At 74.2% G+C, this 15,947-nt stretch carries 14 protein-coding genes; 6 read left to right on the top strand and 8 right to left on the bottom strand.

The annotated features are described in order from the left end of the window. Positions 1–50 precede the first annotated feature (50 nt). Positions 51–1,151 carry a phosphotransferase gene (locus E6W39_RS21560; protein ID WP_407658427.1) on the top strand — a complete coding sequence of 367 codons (1,101 nt, stop codon included), beginning with the start codon at positions 51–53 and terminating at the stop codon, positions 1,149–1,151. A 77-nt stretch (positions 1,152–1,228) separates the two neighbouring features. Here the strand turns inward: E6W39_RS21560 and E6W39_RS21555 are convergent, their stop codons facing one another. The 6 genes from E6W39_RS21555 to E6W39_RS21530 form a co-directional block, all read right to left on the bottom strand. After that, entirely contained in the window at positions 1,229–2,809 is a 1,581-nt protein-coding gene (locus tag E6W39_RS21555; RefSeq protein ID WP_141637875.1) for a protein kinase domain-containing protein, read from the bottom strand. 327 nt (positions 2,810–3,136) lie between these two features. Next, complete coding sequence (locus tag E6W39_RS21550) at positions 3,137–4,540, bottom strand: protein kinase domain-containing protein (RefSeq protein WP_141634916.1); 1,404 nt, start codon at positions 4,538–4,540, stop codon at positions 3,137–3,139. Positions 4,541–4,697: 157 nt separating this feature from the next. Further along, positions 4,698–5,318, bottom strand: a complete 621-nt coding sequence (locus E6W39_RS21545; RefSeq protein WP_101380728.1) for a bacterial proteasome activator family protein — start codon at positions 5,316–5,318, stop codon at positions 4,698–4,700. Between the two features lie 68 nt (positions 5,319–5,386). Continuing rightward, complete coding sequence (locus tag E6W39_RS21540; RefSeq protein WP_141634915.1) at positions 5,387–6,316, bottom strand: hypothetical protein; 930 nt, start codon at positions 6,314–6,316, stop codon at positions 5,387–5,389. Positions 6,317–6,485: 169 nt separating this feature from the next. Further along, on the bottom strand, positions 6,486–7,151 hold the full coding sequence (locus tag E6W39_RS21535; protein ID WP_141634914.1) for a nucleotidyltransferase domain-containing protein: 666 nt from the start codon (positions 7,149–7,151) through the stop codon (positions 6,486–6,488). Between the two features lie 76 nt (positions 7,152–7,227). Then, positions 7,228–8,172 carry a TetR/AcrR family transcriptional regulator gene (locus E6W39_RS21530; RefSeq protein WP_141634913.1) on the bottom strand — a complete coding sequence of 315 codons (945 nt, stop codon included), beginning with the start codon at positions 8,170–8,172 and terminating at the stop codon, positions 7,228–7,230. Between the two features lie 180 nt (positions 8,173–8,352). Here E6W39_RS21530 and E6W39_RS21525 point away from each other — a divergent pair, with 180 nt between their 5' ends. Then, complete coding sequence (locus E6W39_RS21525; RefSeq protein ID WP_141634912.1) at positions 8,353–9,576, top strand: FAD-dependent monooxygenase; 1,224 nt, start codon at positions 8,353–8,355, stop codon at positions 9,574–9,576. On the opposite strand, the gene E6W39_RS21520 is transcribed toward E6W39_RS21525, so the two are convergent. Beyond that, positions 9,543–10,463 (bottom strand): LysR family transcriptional regulator, encoded by a 921-nt coding sequence (locus E6W39_RS21520; protein ID WP_141634911.1) that lies wholly within the window; start codon positions 10,461–10,463, stop codon positions 9,543–9,545. The genes E6W39_RS21525 and E6W39_RS21520 overlap by 34 nt on opposite strands. A gap of 145 nt (positions 10,464–10,608) precedes the next feature. Here E6W39_RS21520 and E6W39_RS21515 point away from each other — a divergent pair, with 145 nt between their 5' ends. From E6W39_RS21515 to E6W39_RS21505, 3 genes are all read left to right on the top strand, one after another. Further along, entirely contained in the window at positions 10,609–11,472 is an 864-nt protein-coding gene (locus E6W39_RS21515; protein ID WP_220140373.1) for an EamA family transporter, read from the top strand. Between the two features lie 12 nt (positions 11,473–11,484). Beyond that, positions 11,485–12,354, top strand: coding sequence for an NmrA/HSCARG family protein (locus E6W39_RS21510; RefSeq protein ID WP_141634909.1), 870 nt, complete (start codon positions 11,485–11,487; stop codon positions 12,352–12,354). A 64-nt stretch (positions 12,355–12,418) separates the two neighbouring features. Then, complete coding sequence (locus E6W39_RS21505; protein ID WP_141634908.1) at positions 12,419–13,249, top strand: isocitrate lyase/PEP mutase family protein; 831 nt, start codon at positions 12,419–12,421, stop codon at positions 13,247–13,249. 51 nt (positions 13,250–13,300) lie between these two features. Here E6W39_RS21505 and E6W39_RS21500 read toward each other — a convergent pair whose 3' ends face one another. Then, positions 13,301–14,512, bottom strand: a complete 1,212-nt coding sequence (locus E6W39_RS21500) for a Dyp-type peroxidase (protein WP_141634907.1) — start codon at positions 14,510–14,512, stop codon at positions 13,301–13,303. A gap of 57 nt (positions 14,513–14,569) precedes the next feature. On the opposite strand from E6W39_RS21500, the gene E6W39_RS21495 reads away from it, so the two are divergent. Further along, on the top strand, positions 14,570–15,925 hold the full coding sequence (locus E6W39_RS21495; protein ID WP_228718272.1) for a right-handed parallel beta-helix repeat-containing protein: 1,356 nt from the start codon (positions 14,570–14,572) through the stop codon (positions 15,923–15,925). The last annotated feature ends 22 nt before the right edge of the window (positions 15,926–15,947 follow it).

Raw genomic sequence — 15,947 nt, 5'->3', positions numbered from 1 at the left:
CATCCGGCCAACCGGACGGTGATCAGCCCGTTTCACTACGATCAACTGGCGTGACAGAGAGTCAGATTGTCGCGTTTGCGGCCGGTTTCGCCGAGATCGACGGACCGGACGCGGACGCTCCACCGGTCGGCACGCTCAGCCCGCCGATCCCGGGCTGGGCCATCGAACGGGTACTGCGCCGCTACCGGACCGACCGGGTGCTGGCCGTCGATCCGGTCGCCGAGGGCCTGCTCAACCGCAGCTACCGGATCACCACCAGTGCCGGCCGCTACTTCCTCAAGTGCTACGTCGACCAGACCACCGCGACCCAGGCCGCGATCAGCGCCCAGCACCACGCCACCACCCGGCTGGCCGCCCTGGGCCTGCCGGTGCCGCCCCCGCTGCCGGACCGGACCGGCCGCACCATCACCACCGTGCTGGGCCGCCGGTTCGCCCTCTACCCCTGGGTGGCGGGCCGGCACCGCACCGGCGCCGAGCTCGATCCCGAGAGGTGCACCGCGCTCGGCGCGCTCCTCGGCCGGCTGCACGGCGCACTCGCCGAGGTCTGCGCCCCGGTCACCCAACCGGCCGCCCTGCCCAGCGCCGACCCGGACGCCACCACCGCGCTGATCGCCGAACTGCGCGGCCTGGCCGCCCGGCACCGGCCGTACGGCGCCTTCGACCGGCTCGCCGAGCGCCGCCTCGCCGAGCGGCTCGACCTGCTGGTCGGCCACCGGCACCGGCGCCCCTCGCCCACCGCGATCGGCCGGTCCGGCTGGGTGCACGGGGACTTCCACGGGCTCAACCTGCTGCACTTGGGCGACCGGGTGACCGCCGTGCTGGACTGGGACCGGTTGCGGGTGCGGCCGCGCGCCGAGGAGGCGGTGCGGGCGGCCACCCTGATCTTCAACCACCCGGTGACCGGTGTGCTGGACCTGGCCCGGGTGCGCCGCTACGCCCGCGGCTACCGGGCGGCGGCCGGCGCGGACGCCGCGGAGCTGGCGTCGGCGGTGCACCGGGTCTGGTGGGAGCGACTCAACGACTTCTGGATGCTGCGCTGGCGCTACCAGCGGGCCGACCGGCGGGCCGATCCCCTGTTCCCGGCCGCCGCCGCCCAGACCGTCTGGTGGTCCCAGGAGTACGAGCAGGTGATGGACGCGTTCGTGAACTGACGCGCCGTCCCAAAGCAGTGGGCGCCGACCGGCTGACTGCCGGTCGGCGCCCACTGTGTTCGCCGTTACTCAGCTCACTACGGCGAGGACTGCCCAGTGGGCGGGGTGAGGGTGTGGGGCGGCGACACCGGAACGCTCGGCGGCGCGCTGGTGCCACCGCCCGAGGACGGGCTCGACGGGGCGCCGCCGGTCGGGCTCGACGTGGTGCCGCCGGTCGGGCTGGACGAGTCGGTGGCCGAGGCCGTGTCGGTGGGCGTCGAGGCCGACTGGCTCGGGTGGCTCGACTTGGAGGTCGGCTGGTTGGTGTACCCGTCGCCGCCGGTGGCCGGGGTGCTCGGGGTGTGGCCGCGGGTGGGCGCGGACGTGGTGGGCGCCAGGCTCGGGCTGTCGCTGGTCGGCTCGTCGCTCGGCGACTGGGAGTCCGAGGCCGAGGTGCTCGGCGACACCGACGACGTCCCGCCGGTCGTGCCGCTGGTGGGGCCGCCGCCCTGGGAGGCCGCCACGATGCCGATCGCGGCCGCCAGCACCAGCACCACGCCGGCCGCGATGGCCAGCAGCCGGCGCCGGTTGCCGCCCGGCCTGGCCCCGCCGTAGCCGTCGTCCTCGCCGCCACCGCCGTAGCCGCCGCCCTGCCCGCCGCCGCCCGGGCCACCGCCGCCCTGGTAGGGGCCGGTCTGGTAGCCGCCGGCCGCCGAACCGTAGGGCAGCATCGTGGTGCGGTCGCCGACGCCGCCGAGCAGCTGGGTGACCGCGGTGCCGTCGGCGGGGGTGCCGCCGCCCATCACGGTGGTCGGGTAGCCGCCCGACGCGGCGTGCATCTCGCGCAGCGCGTGCTGCAGGTGGGCGCGGAACTCGCCCGCGCTCTGGAAGCGGTCGTCGGGGTTCTTGGCGAGCGAGCGCAGCACCAGCTCGTCCAGCTGCCACGGCACCCGGGAGTTGGTCTGGGACGGCGGCACCGGCGCGTCCTGGACGTGCTGGTAGACCACGGAGAGCGGGGTGTCGCCGGTGAACGGCGGGCGCAGCGCCAGCAGCTCGTAGAGCATGCAGCCGGCCGCGTACAGGTCGGAGCGGTGGTCCACCTGCTTGCCGAGCGCCTGCTCCGGCGACAGGTACTGCGGGGTGCCCATCACCATGCCGGTCTGGGTCATGGTGGTGGCCTCACCGGCCAGCGCCCGGGCGATGCCGAAGTCCATCACCTTGACGGCGCCGGTGGTCGTGATGATCACGTTGGCCGGCTTGATGTCACGGTGCACGATGCCGTGCCGGTGGCTGTAGTCCAGCGCCTCCAGCACCCCGGCGATGATGATCAGCGCCTGGTCGACCGGCGGCGCCTCCTCGGCCACCAGCAGCTCGCGCACCGTGCGGCCCTCGACGAGCTCCATCACGATGTACGGCGTCGACTCACCGTCCACCAGCTCCTCGCCGGTGTCGTAGACCGCGACGATCGAGTGGTGGTTGAGCGAAGCGACCGAGTGCGCCTCACGGGTGAACCGCAGCCGGGCCACCTCGTCCTGGGCCAGCTCGGCGCGGAGCAGCTTGACCGCCACCGTGCGGCCGAGCCGGATGTCCTGGGCGGCCAGCACCTCGGCCATGCCGCCGCGGCCCAGGCGGTGGGTCAGCCGGTAGCGGCCGTCACCCAGCGTGCCCAGGGTCGGCATGCCGCGCCCCGGGGTGGCCGGGCCGCCGAAGGGCGCGCCGACCGGCTGGTCGGCCGCTCGGGCGGCCGTGGTCTCCTCCGCCGCGGCGCCTGGCATCGGAGTCTCGCGGGTGACCGCCTCGTCGGCGTCATCGCCTCGGCCGGGTCCGGTACCCGCGAAGGACTCGGGCTCTCCTTCGCCGTCGCCCGGCTGCTGCGTCTGTGCCATTACTCCTCGCCCCGGGTCGAACGCTCTGGTCGCGGTCGCCCTTTCGATTCGCTTCCCAGAACGCTACCGCCTCCGGCCCCCGCACCCCGAATGCGCGCGACGGCCGGAGGCGTGCGCCGACTAGCGCTGCGCCCGGTCCGGCAGCAACTGCGCCACGTGCGTGGTCAGACTCGGCAGGCTGCTGCTGGAACTGTCGCTCTTGGTCACCACGATGGCGATGATGATGATGAACAGGACGATCACACCGATGATCACACCGACCACCACCAGCGCCGTCGAGCAGCCGTTGCCGCTGCTCTCCTTCACCGGCGCGAAGCCGCCGCCCTGCACCGGCACCGGCATCGGCGGCGGCACCGGCTGCGAGAAGGCCGGCGGCGGCGTCTGGTACGGCTGCGGGGCGAAGGCGGGGGGCGGGGTCTGGAACTGCGGCTGGGGCGGGAAGGCCGGCGGCGGGGTCTGCGGCCCGTACGGTCCGGCCTGCGGCGGCTGGTAGGGCTGCTGCACCTGCGGGGTCGGGGTGTTGATGTCCCCGGGCACCGGCGCGAAGTTCTTCAGCCCCGAGGAGTGCGCGGCCCGCGGGCCCTCGCCGATCACCAGCGGCGTGGCCATCAGCGGGGTGCCGCCCGCCTTCTCGCCGGCCGCGACCCGCTCGACCTCCTCGCGCATCGCCTCGGCGGTCGGGAACCGGTGCGCCGGGTCCTTGCGCAGCGCCCGGGCCACCAGCGCGTCCACCGCCGGGGTGACCGCGCGGTTCAGGCTGGACGGCGCCGGCGGCTCCTCCTGCACGTGCTTGTAGGCGATCGAGAACGGCGAGTCACCGTCGAACGGCAACTGGCCGGTGAGCAGCTCGAAGAGCATGCAGCCGACCGAGTACAGGTCGGAGCGGGCGTCCACGCTCTTGCCCAGCGCCTGCTCGGGCGACAGGTACTGCGGGGTGCCGACCACCATGCCGGTCTGGGTCATCGAGGTGACGCCCGACTGCATGGCCCGGGCGATGCCGAAGTCCATCACCTTGACGACGCCCTTGGTGTTCACCATGACGTTGCCCGGCTTGATGTCGCGGTGCACCAGCCCCTGGTCGTGCGAGACGTCCAGCGCGGCCAGCACCGCGGCGGTGATCTTCAGCGCCTGCTCGGTGGGCATCGCGCCGTGCTCGGCGATCGCCTGGTTCAGCACGTCGCGCAGCGACAGGCCCTCGACGTACTCCATCACGATGTACGGCACGGTCCCCCCGTCCGGGGTGACCTCCTCGCCGCTGTCGTAGACCGTGACGATGTTGGTGTGCTGCAGCCGGGCCACCGCCTGCGCCTCGCGGCGGAACCGCTCGCGGAACGACGACTCCCGGCCCAGCTCGGTGTGCAGCGTCTTTATCGCCACCGGACGGCCGAGCACGTTGTCGTGGGCCAGATGGACCGAGGCCATGCCGCCCTGCCCCAGCAGGTGCTGCAGCACGTACCGACCGTTGCCCAGTGAGTGAAGCTGCGGCTGCGGCTGGTCCACTCCGGCGATGCCGTCCTCGCTCATGGTCCTCTGCTTCCCCCTCGGCGCGACCGGTCGGCCACCGCCGTGAATGGTGGTCTTGGAGACGTGGGTGTGGGAACACCCGGCGCCAGGGTATCGGCCCCGCGCCCCGGCGAAGCCCGCAGGGGCGCGGCGCTGAGGGCCGGTCAGCCCGACGGTGCTACAGGTACGGACCCGAACGAATGCCGCGCCCCTCACCCTGGTCGTCGCCGTCCGACTCGCCCAGCACACCGGGCGGCAGCGCCCGGCGCATCTGCTCCAGCTGCGCGCGGGCCGCCATCTGCTGGGCGAACAGCGCGGTCTGGATGCCGTGGAACAGGCCCTCCAGCCAGCCGACCAACTGGGCCTGGGCGATCCGCAGCTCGGCCTCGGTGGGGATGCTGTCCTCGGTGAACGGCAGCGACAGCCGCTCCAACTCCTCGACCAGCTCCGGGGCCAGGCCCTTCTCCAGCTCCTTGATCGAGCTGGCGTGGATGTCCTTCAGCCGGGCCCGGCTGGCCTCGTCCAGCGGCGCCATCCGGACCTCTTCGAGCAGCTGCTTGATCATGCTGCCGATCCGCATCACCTTGGCCGGCTGCTCGACCATCTCGGTCACCGGCAGCTCCCGCTGCTCGCCGTCCTCGCCGCCGGACCGGTCGTGCAGCCGACCGGTGGCACCGCCGATCGCCATGCCGTCCGGTCCGACGATCAGCACCTGCGGGTTCTCCTCGGACCGTCCGTTCGATCCGGTCGATCCCTGATACGGCTCGTGCTCCGGCCGTTCGTTCAGCGGCTTCGTCATACCTCCTTCATATGCTTCCGCGCTGAGCAGGGTCAACCGACCGACCCGCTCGGACGCAGCTCAGGGGCTCAGCCGCGGCGCAGTCGCAGCCCCACCAAGGCGAGCCCCAGACCGATCAGCACCAGCCCCGCGCCCATCGGTAGTACCAGCACCATCGGGCCGGTGAACCGGACCGCGGCCGCCGCCGGGGCCACCGCGGCGGCCTGCCCGACGGCGGTCGGCGGGGCGGTGGCGGCGCCGGCGGGCGTCGGCGCGTCGCCGGTGCCCTGGTCCTGGGCCGGGCCGGGCGGCGTCCGCGCCACCGACTGGTCGCCGAGCGCCAGGGCGTCGGCGCCCTGGCCCAGGGTCTGGTCATCGGCCGGGGAGACGGCATCGACCGAGCCGGCCGAACCGACCGAGTCGGCCGAGTCGCTCTGGTCATCGGCCGGGTCGACCGAGGCGGCCTCCGGCGGGGCGGGGGACATCGGGTGGACGGCCGTTGCGGTGGGCAGGTCCGGCGGGGAGCTCGGCCCGGCGCCGGACGGGACGGCCGCGGCGCCGCTCGGCCCGCTGCCGGGTTGGCCGCTCTGCTGGGCCGAGGTGTGGCCGGGGGCGGGGGTCCGGGGTGGCACCGCCGTGGGGGAGCCGGGAGCGCCGGACGGACCCGCCTGGCCGCCGGCCCCGGGCGCAGCCCCGGTCTCGCCGCTCGACGGGGCGGCGGGAATCCCGGTCGAGCCGCCGTCCGACCCGGTGCCACCGGAGCCGGTGGGCGTCTCGCCGGGTCTGGGTATCGGCCGCAGCTGGGGGTGCGACGGCGCGGACGCCGCTTCGGTGGGCCGACTGCCATCGCTGGGATCGGCGTGCGCGGCGACCGGCAGCACGGCGGTGAGCAGCAGCGGGACGGCGAGGGTCACCCCGGCGGCGAGCCGGCGGAGACGGGGAGAGCGGCGCGGAGAGCGGTGGGGGGTGCGGTGAAGGGTGCGAGCGGAGCGGTGGAGCGGCGGGGGCGAAGCGGCCACGGACGACGGTCCCTTCCAACGGCCGGCATCCGCGGGGATCCCGGCGGCGGAACAGCTCCGCTCCAGCGTCACACGGGAGGGCGATCCGGGCATGCCGAACGGCCGCCGGCCCGCGCGCAAAGTCAGTCCCGGCGGGGTGCAGGCGGTGCTCAGGCGCGCGGCCGGCCGGTCACGCCGTCCAGTACGCCCGGCGCACCCGGCGCAGCCACGCCTCCACCCGCGACTCGTCGGGCGCCGACGGCAGCACCCCGGGGCGGTCGAGGCGCCGCTCGGCCTCGGCCAGCAGCGGCTCGGCCAGCTCCGGGCGGGCGGCGATCCGCTCGCCCGACTCCCGCACCTGCTCCGGTTCGGTGAGGCGCACCACCAACTCCCCGGTCTCGTGCAGCCGGACGCCCTGCTCCAGCAGCCGCACCAGGTGCCGGGCGTGCTTGGCGGCCCGCGGCCGTTCGTCCGGTCCCCGGGTGAGCAGCTTGCGGAACTGCTGCCCGGCGTAGCCGAGATACGAGCCGCGCACCGCCCGCTCGCTCAGAAGTGCCCCGCGCAGCGCGATCAGTTCCTCCCCGAGCGGGGTCCGCACCTCGTACAACTCGTCCGGCAGCCACACCAGTTCGCTCACCGTGGGGTTCGCGGACAGCGCCAGCCGGCACCACTTGGCCGCCTCGTGCATGGTCCGGTCCGGCTCCGGCGCCGAGCTCACCACCGACTCCACCGGCCTTTGCAGGCCGTGCAGTTCTTCGGTGGGCACCGCGAACAGCCCGAGCCGGTCGACGTCCGAGCCCGGCCGCGCCAGCCCGTACGCCGTCGATCCGACCACACCCGACAGCACCACGTGCATCGGTCCGCCTCCCTCTCCGCTCCCAGCAGGCCGGGGGGAGAGTCTCCCGCCCCCGGTGCCGGGGGCGCACCTGGTTTCAGCGCTCCATCAGCACCGCGATGCCGTCCAGGAGCCGCTGCAGGCCGAACTCGAAGAGGGCGTCCAGGTGGAAGTCATAGCCCTCGGTGGTGAGTCGGGTCATCAGCGGGAAGTCCCCGCCGGCCAGGATCGCGTGCAACGCGGGCTCGTGGCTGTCCATCCACTCCTCGTTGTCGATGCCGCTGTGCGCCTGTGCCTCCAGCTCCGCCTCGACGTTGAGCGCCGTCCCCCGGATGTGGTTGAAGAGCATCAGGTGGGCGCTGAAGGCCGTGCCCAGGTCGAGCCCCTGGTCGGCCAGGGCGGCCAGCGCCCACTCGCTGTAGGGGATCGCACCGGCGACCGGCTGCGGCCGGGTCACCGACAAGGCCGACGCCAGCCAGGGGTGGCGGTGGAACATCGCCCACATCATCCGGGCGAGGATTTCGAGCCGCTCCCGCCAGCCCGGTGGCGGGTCGGCGGGCAGCGGCCGCTCTCTGAAGACCTGGTCCATCATCTGCGCCAACAGGCCCTCCTTGTCCGCGACATGGCGGTAGAGCGACATGGTCGCCACCCCCAACTCGGCCGCCACCCGGCGCATCGAGGCCGCGGCGAGCCCCTCCTGGTCGGCGATCGCGATGGCGGCGACGATGATCCGCTCCGGAGTCAGCGCACCCTCCGGGGCACCCCGCCGCGCGGGGCGCGGGGACGGCCCGGCGGGCACCTGCGGGGCCGGCTCCTTGGGCCTGGCCGCGACCACCGTGCCCACTCCCGGCACCGCGCGCACCAAGCCGGTCTGCCGCAGCTCGGTCAGCACCCGGGTGGCGGTCGCCATCGCCACCCCCCACTGCCGGGTGATCTCCCGGGTCGACGGCACCCGGTCGCCCACCGCCAGCTCGCCCGACTCGATGCGCCCTCGCAGCTCCGCTGCGATCCGGCGGTAGCGCGGCTCCTCCGGCTCGTCCATGCTCTCTCCTCCGCACTAGTGCACCCAGCAGTGCACCACCACCCTAATCCACCAGGCCGAAGGGGTGTGCAAGCTCTCTACCGCACCTCTTCCGAACTAGTGCACTAGGCGTCGACTTCGCTTGTTTACCTGGATTCTAGGGATTGCACTACCCAAGGCATACGGCGTACATTCACTGCCATGACGAACACCGAGATCCTCATCTCCGGCGGCGGCATCGCCGGTCCGGCCCTTGCGTACTGGCTACACCGCGCCGGGTTCAGCGTGACCCTGGTCGAGCGCGCACCGGCCCCGCGCCCGGGCGGCCAGACCGTGGACCTGCGCGGTGCGGGGCGCACCGTGGTCACCCGCATGGGCCTGATGGAGCAGGTCAGGGCCCGGACCGTCGAGCAACGCGGCCTCGCCCTGGTCAACGCCGCCGGCCGGACCACCGCCACCGTGCCGGAGGACGCCTTCGGCGGCGAGGGCATCATCTCCGAGATCGAGATCCTGCGCGGCGACCTGGCCGATGTGCTGTACCAGGCCACCCGCCACGACGTGGAGTACCTCTTCGACGACAGCGTCACCGACCTCCGGCAGGACGAGCACGGCGTCACCGTCACCTTCGAGAAGGCCGCCCCGCGCCGCTTCGCCCTGGTGGTCGGCGCCGACGGCCTGCACTCGGTGGTCCGCCGCCTGGCCTTCGGCCCGGAGCAGCAGCTGGTCCGCCCGCTGAGCCTCTACAACGCCTGGTTCACCACCACCGAGCCGCTCCAACTGGACGGCTGGTACAAGATGTTCAACGCCCCTGGCGGCCTGGTCGCCGCCGCCCGCCCCGGCCGGCTCCCCGGCGAGGTCAAGGCCTCGCTCAGCTTCCGCACCGCCGAGCCGCTCGCGTACGACCGCAGGGACACCGACGCCCAGCGCGAGCTGCTCGCCCAGCGCTTCGCCGGGGTCGGCGGCTGGGAGGTCCCGGCGCTGCTGCGCGCCATGCGCACCGCGCCCGACTTCACCTTCGACCCGATGGGCCAGGTGCGCCTGGACTCCTGGTCGCGCGGCCGCACCGTGCTGCTCGGCGACGCCGGGTACTGCGCCACCCCGCTCACCGGACTGGGCACCAGCCTGGCCCTGGTCGGCGCCTATGTGCTGGCCGGCGAGCTGGCCGCGGCCGCCGGCGACCACCACGCCGCCTTCCGCGCCTACGACCGCATCATGCGCCCCTACGTCGACCAGGCCCAGGAGCTCCCGCCCGGCGGCGCCAAGGGCTACGCCCCGTCCAGCGCCCTGGCCATCCGGCTGCGCGCCGCCTCGATGCGCTCCATGACCCGCTGGCCGATGCGCTCCATCCTGGCCGCCCAGTTCGCCAAGGCCGGCAACATCGCCCTCCCCGACTACCGCGTGCCGAGCGCCGCTCGAGCCGCGTGAGCGGCGCTGCCACCCGGCCCGGGCAGGTCGAGGAGGTCCAGGAAGGCGGCCGCCGCGGGGGTGCGGCCGACGGGGCTCCAGATGACGTACTCGACCCGGGCCGGCGCGTCCGTGACCTCGACGGCGGCGACGCCGGTGAGCCGGTGCACGGAGGCGGAGGGGAACATGGCGATGCCGAGCCCCTGACCGACCAACCGGTCCATGAAGTCCGCGGTGGTCACCTCGAAGGCCACCTCGCGGGTGAGGCCGGCGGCCGCGAAGGCCTGGTCGGTCTGGATCCGACCGGCGGTCCCGGCCGGCAGGTCGACGAAGTCCTCGGTGGCGAGCCGGCCGAGGCTGACCGAGGGCCCGCCGGCCAGCGGATGGTCCGGGGCGACCACCGCGACCAGCCGGTCCCGGGCGAGTTCACGGGCGGCGACGCCCGTCAGCCGCGCCGTGGTGGGCAGCCCGAGGAACGCCACATCGAGGGCCCCCTCCTTGACCTGCTCGACCAGGTCGTCGCTGGCGCCCACCCGCAGCCCGACCCGCACCTGCGGGTACCGCCGGCGGAAGTCCCGCAGCGCGCCCGGGATGTCGACGGCGGCGACGGTGGGGATCAGGCCCACCGCGAGCCGGCCGCGCACCTCGCCCACCGCTGCCGCGACCTCGGCGGCCGCCCGCTCGGCGGCGTCCAGGCACTGGCGGGCGGCGGGGAGGAACGCCGCGCCGGCCGGCGTCAGCCGCACCCGGCGGCTGGTGCGCTCGAACAGCCGGGCCCCCAACTCCCGTTCCAGTCGCGCGATTTGATGGCTGAGTGCGGACTGGACGACCAGGCACCGCTCGGCGGCCCTGGTGAAGCTGTTGGTCTCGGCCACGGCGATCACGTAGCGCATCTGCTGGAGCTCCATGGATCCATCGTGATCCGAGATCGATGAAGTGAAAAGCCTGTCTTGGACTCATGGATTGATCTAGCGTCAGATTGACGGCGTGACCAGTCCAACCGCACAGCGAGCCCTCGGCGGCGTCGGCGTTCCCGACGCTCCCCGCAGCAATCTGCGGCGCACCGCCCTGACCGCCATCACCCCAGTGATCTTCGGCACCACCTACGTCGTCACCACCGAGCTCCTCCCGGCGGGGCACCCGCTCCTCGCGGGACTCATGCGGGCGCTGCCGGCCGGCCTGATCGCGCTGCTGGTCACCCGGACGCTGCCGCGCGGCGCCTGGTGGGGGAAGGCCGCGGTGCTGGGCATGCTCAACATCGGCCTGGCGTTCCCGCTGCTCTTCGTCGCCGCCGAGCGCCTGCCGGGCGGGGTGGCCGCCACGCTGGGGGCGGTCCAGCCGCTCGTCGTCGCGCTGCTCGCGGTGCCGGCCCTGCGCGAACGGCTGTCCGGCTGGCGGGTCGCCTGGGGGCTGGCGGGCGTGCTGGGCGTCGGCCTGGTGGTGATCGGGCCGAAGGCGGCGCTCGACCCCGTGGGGATCGCGGCGGGCCTGGGCAACGCGGCCTCGATGGCCCTCGGGGTGACGCTCACCAAGCGCTGGGGACGCCCTGCCGGGGCCAGCCCCACCGCCTTCGCCGGCTGGCAGCTCACCGCCGGGGGCCTGTTCCTGCTGCCGCTCACCTTCCTGGTGGAGGGGGCGATGCCGGGGATCACCCTGCGGGCCGCCCTGGGCTTCCTCTGGCTGAGCCTGGGCGGCGGCCTGCTCGCCTATGTGCTGTGGTTCCGCGGCATCACCACCCTGCCGGTCAGCTCGGTGGCCGTGCTGGTGCTGATCTCGCCGCTGGTCGCCGCGATCCTGGGCGCCGTGGTGCTCGGCCAGACCCTCGGCGCGCTCCAGCTGGTGGGCTTCGTGATCTCGCTCGCCGCCATCGTTGCGGGCCAACTCCCCGCACCCGCAAAGCTGTTCAACCGTCGCTGAAAGGAACTCGCAATGTCGGACAAGAAGCCGGTCATCTTGGTCACCGGCGCCACCGGCGGCCAGGGCGGCGCCGTCGCCCGCCGACTGCTGGACACCAGCTGGGCGGTGCGCGCCCTGGTCCGCGACCCGGACAGCCCGCGAGCCGGGGAACTCGTCGCACTCGGCGCCGAGTTGGCCACCGGCGACCTCGACGACCCGGGGTCGCTGCGCGCGGCGGCCCAGGGCGCGCACGGCGTCTTCAGCGTCCAGCCCGCCGTCCTGACCGACCCCGACCCCGATCGCGAGGTCCAGCAGGGCCGCAATGTCGCCGACGCGGCCCGGGCCGCCGGTGTCGCGCACCTGGTGTACAGCTCGGTCGGCGGTGCCGAACGGCTCTCCGGCGTACCGCACTTCGAGACCAAGGCGGCGATCGAGGCGCACCTCGACACCCTCGGGGTGCCCGCCACGGTGCTGCGGCCGGTGTTCTTCATGGAGAACTGGCGCTATCTGCTGCCGCAGCCGGAGCACGGCGAGCGCACCGCTGCGCTCGCGCTGGACGCCGACACCCCGCTGCAGATGATCGCCCTGGCCGACATCGGCCGGATCGCCGCCGACGCCTTCGCCCATCCCGCCGAGTTCATCGGCCGGCGGCTGGAGATCGCCGGCGACGAACTGACCCCGCGTCAGATCGCCGACGTCTTCACGGCAGCCGACGGCATCCCGACCCGCTTCACCCGGCAGCCGACCGACGAACTGCGCTCCCAGGCCCCGGACCTGGCCACCATGTTCGACTGGTTGAACGAGCACGGCTACCGCGCCGACCTCACCGCCCTCCGCGAGCGCTACCCCGAACTGCTCACCCTGGAGGCCTGGTTGCGTCCGGCCGCGGTCCTGGCGCGGTAGCACTCGCCGTACGTGTCGCAAAACTGCCAGCGTCCGGCCGATTCGCGCTGCTCTAATGGCGATCATGACCGCACAGCACGACAGCGCACAGCTGTTCCACGCCCTCCACGACCCCGCCGCCCCGCTCGCGTTGGCGAATGCCTGGGACGCCGCCAGCGCCCGCCTCGTCGAGGCCACCGGCGCCCGGGCCATCGCCACCACCAGCGCGGGGGTCGCCTGGGGCCTGGGGGCCGCGGACGGCAACCGGCTCGACCGCGACGAGGCGATCGCGCTGATCCGCCGGGTGGTGAACACCGTCTCCGTGCCGGTCACCGCCGACATCGAGAGCGGCTTCGGCGCCACCGCGAGCGAGGTCGCGGAAACCGTCGCCCAGGTCATCGCGGCCGGTGCCGTCGGGATCAACATCGAGGACGCCCACGCGGGCGGCAGTTCCCCGCTGCGTCCCGTCGCCGAGCAGTGCGAGCGCATCGCCGCCGCGCGTTCGGCGGCGGACCAGGCGGGCGTCCCGCTCTACATCAACGCCCGGGTGGACACCTACCTGCGCGCCGTCGGCTCCGAGGAGACCCGCCTCCAGGAGACCCTGGACCGCGCCCGCGCCTACCTCGACGCCGGCGCCACCGGAGTCTTCGTGCCCGGCGCCGTCGACGCGGCCGTGATCGCCGACCTGACCGAGGGCATCCCCGCCCCGGTGAACATCCTGGTCGGCCCCGGTGCACCGTCCGTGGCCGAGTTGTCGAAGCTGGGCGTGGCCAGGGTCAGCCTCGGCTCCTGGGTCGCCGAGGCGGCCTACGCGGTCGTGCGCCGAGCGGCGACCGAACTGGCCACCACCGGCACCTACACGAGCCTGGCCGGCGCGCTCGACTACAACGAGCTCAACCACCTGATGCACGACTGAGCCGAGCTGAACCCGAGTTGGGCCGCCGTCACGTCCAGAGCCGGGCCGCCATCACGTCCAGAGCCGGTCGCCGAGCGTCCCGCCGGGTGCGGCGCCCGGCAGGACGTAGGCCACGGCCGAGGCCTGGTGCGTGAGGAACGGCATGAGGGCGTCCCGGCCGGCCAGGCGGTTCTGGACGCGGGTGAACTGGGCCGGGTCGCGCATGAAGGCGCAGAAGAGCAGGCCGCGGTCGGTCGGGCCGTCGTCGTAGCTGTAGCTGCGGCGGAGCATGCGGGCACCGCCGTCGAGGCGGGGGCTGGTGAGACGGACGTGGGCGGTGGCGGGGATGACGTAGGAGCCGTCGGGGTTCTTGGCGTAGATGTCCGGGTCGTCGTGCTCGGCGGTGCCGGTGAGCGGGACACCGTCGCCGGCGCGGCGGCCGATCACCCGGTCACGCTGGTCCTCGGGCAGGGCCGCGAAGCCGGCGACGTCCATCCGGATCCTGCGGTAGACCAGGACGGTGCCGTTCCGGTGGGCCCCGGGCGGGCCCCAGACCCACTGCTCGGCCGCCGCGTCGTCCGGGTTGGCGGTGCCGTCCTTGAAGCCGAACAGGTTGCGCGGGGTGGTGCCGGGGGCGGTGCGGGGCAGGAAGCCGGACTGGCTCCAGCGGGGTGCGGCGCCGGCGGTGTGCGCGGCCGTGCCGGCGAGTTCGGCGGCGACGGTGAGGGTCCAGCGGTCGGCCGCGCACAGCTGGACCAGGAGGTCGCCGCCACCGCGCGCCGGGTCGAGGCGGTCGCCGGGGAAGGGCGGCAACTCGGCCAGTTCGGCGGGGACGTCGAGGCCGAGCCGGGTGGCGAGGGCGGGGCCGACGCCGACCAGCGAGCTGAGCCGGGTCGTGCCGCCGCCCTGCAGTCGCGGATCCGGCGGAGCGTCGGAGGCCGCGGTGGCGAGGGTGCGGGTCAGGGCGCCGAGGACGCCGCGCAGGGTCTGCCGGTCGGCCGCGGCGGAGGTCTGCGGGAGGTCGAAGGCGAGCAGGTGCGTGGCCGGCTGCTGAGGCACCGTCACACCTGCCTGCCGGGAGCCGTGGAAGGGGATCGCGGCCTCGGGCGGCGGGGCGCCGGTGGCGGCGCGGCCGGGGGTCCGGCCGCCCCTCGCCAGCTCGTCGGCCGCCGCGCCGACCCCTGCGGCGAGCACCGCTCCGGCGGCGAACAGGGCTCCTCGCCGACCGAGACCGGTTGCGGCGGGTCGGGCCGGATCCTGCGGATTTCCCGGTTCGGTGGGCATGCTGCCATTGGAGACGATAGAACTCCTGTCATGCAAATGCTGTCTCCTGAACGCCATTTGAGCCGATCAGCAGTTCGACCGACGGCGTTCCGGGGAACGGCGGCGCGCCTGGCGGTGCTGGCCGCCTCGGTGGCGATGGCAGCCTGCGGCTGCTCCTCGTCGGGCTCGACGTCCGCCGACGCGCGGCATCCGGCCGGGACCGTGCTGCGCGTGCCGCAGGACTTCCGCACGGTGCAGCAGGCGGTGGCCACCGCTCGCGAGGGCGACACGGTGCTGATCGGCCCCGGCACCTACCGGGAGAGCGTGCAGCTCACCAAGCCCCGCGTGGTGCTCCGCGGCACCGACCGCAACGCGGTGGTCTTCGACGGCGGGGTGCGCCTGGTCAACGGCATCACCGTGACCGGCGCCGGCTCGGTGGTCGAGAACCTCACCGTGCACGGCTACCTCGCCAACGGCGTGCTGTTCACCGGCGTCACCGACGAGCGGCTGCAGCAGCGCGGCGCCGGCGGCTCCGCCTACAACCCGCTGGACACCGCCCGCTTCCCCGCCGTCCAGGGCTTCCGGGCGACCCGGGTGACGGCGTACGACAACGGCCTGTACGGCATCTACGCCTTCGACGCGCGCGGCGGCGTGATCGAGGACTCCTACGCCTCCGGGCAGGCCGACTCGGGCATCTACGTCGGCCAGTGCAAGCCCTGCGACACCGTCGTGCGCGGCAACACCATGGAGCACAACGCGGTCGGCATCGAACTGACCAACGCCTCGGACGGGTTGTCCGTGCTGGGCAACCGCGTCGCGGGCAACCGGGTCGGCGTCACGGTCAACTCCAACGACCAGGAGGCCCTCGCCCCGCAGCACGGCGCGGTGATCGCGGGCAACGTGGTCGCCGACAACAACGCCGCCGACACGCCCGAGCAGGCGGACGGGGGCTTCGGGATCGGCATCGGGATCGGCGGCGGCACCGGGAACCGCGTCCAGCGCAACCTGGTCCGGGGCAACCAGGCGGCCGGGGTGGTCGTCACCGACCCGCCGGGGCACCCGGCGAGCGACAACCGCGTCGAGGGCAACCGGGTCACCGGCAACGGCGTCGACCTGGTGCTGGCCGCGGCCGACCCCAGCAACTGCTTCGGCGGCAACCAGCCCACCACCCAGCGGCCGGACGGCTTGGAGGGCCTCGCGGGCTGCGGGACCGGCGCCCGCAGCCCGCTGCCGATGGGCCAGACCGCGCCGGTGCAGGCTCCGCCCGGCGTTCCGTTCAGCCAGGTGCCGGCACCGCCAGCCCAGCCGTCCATGCCGGACCCGACGGCCCAGGCCAGCCCGGCGACCGGTCTGCCGGGGGCCGTCGACCCGAACGCCTACCCGCTCCCGACGGACGCCGACACCGTGCCGCAGCCGCAGCCGCAGCCGCACTGAGCAACGGCCGCACTGGACGATC

Source organism: Kitasatospora acidiphila (assembly GCF_006636205.1).
Taxonomy (GTDB): Bacteria; Actinomycetota; Actinomycetes; order Streptomycetales; family Streptomycetaceae; genus Kitasatospora; species Kitasatospora acidiphila.
Note: the sequence above shows the minus strand (reverse complement) of the source record. Positions and strands in the feature narration are given on the sequence as shown.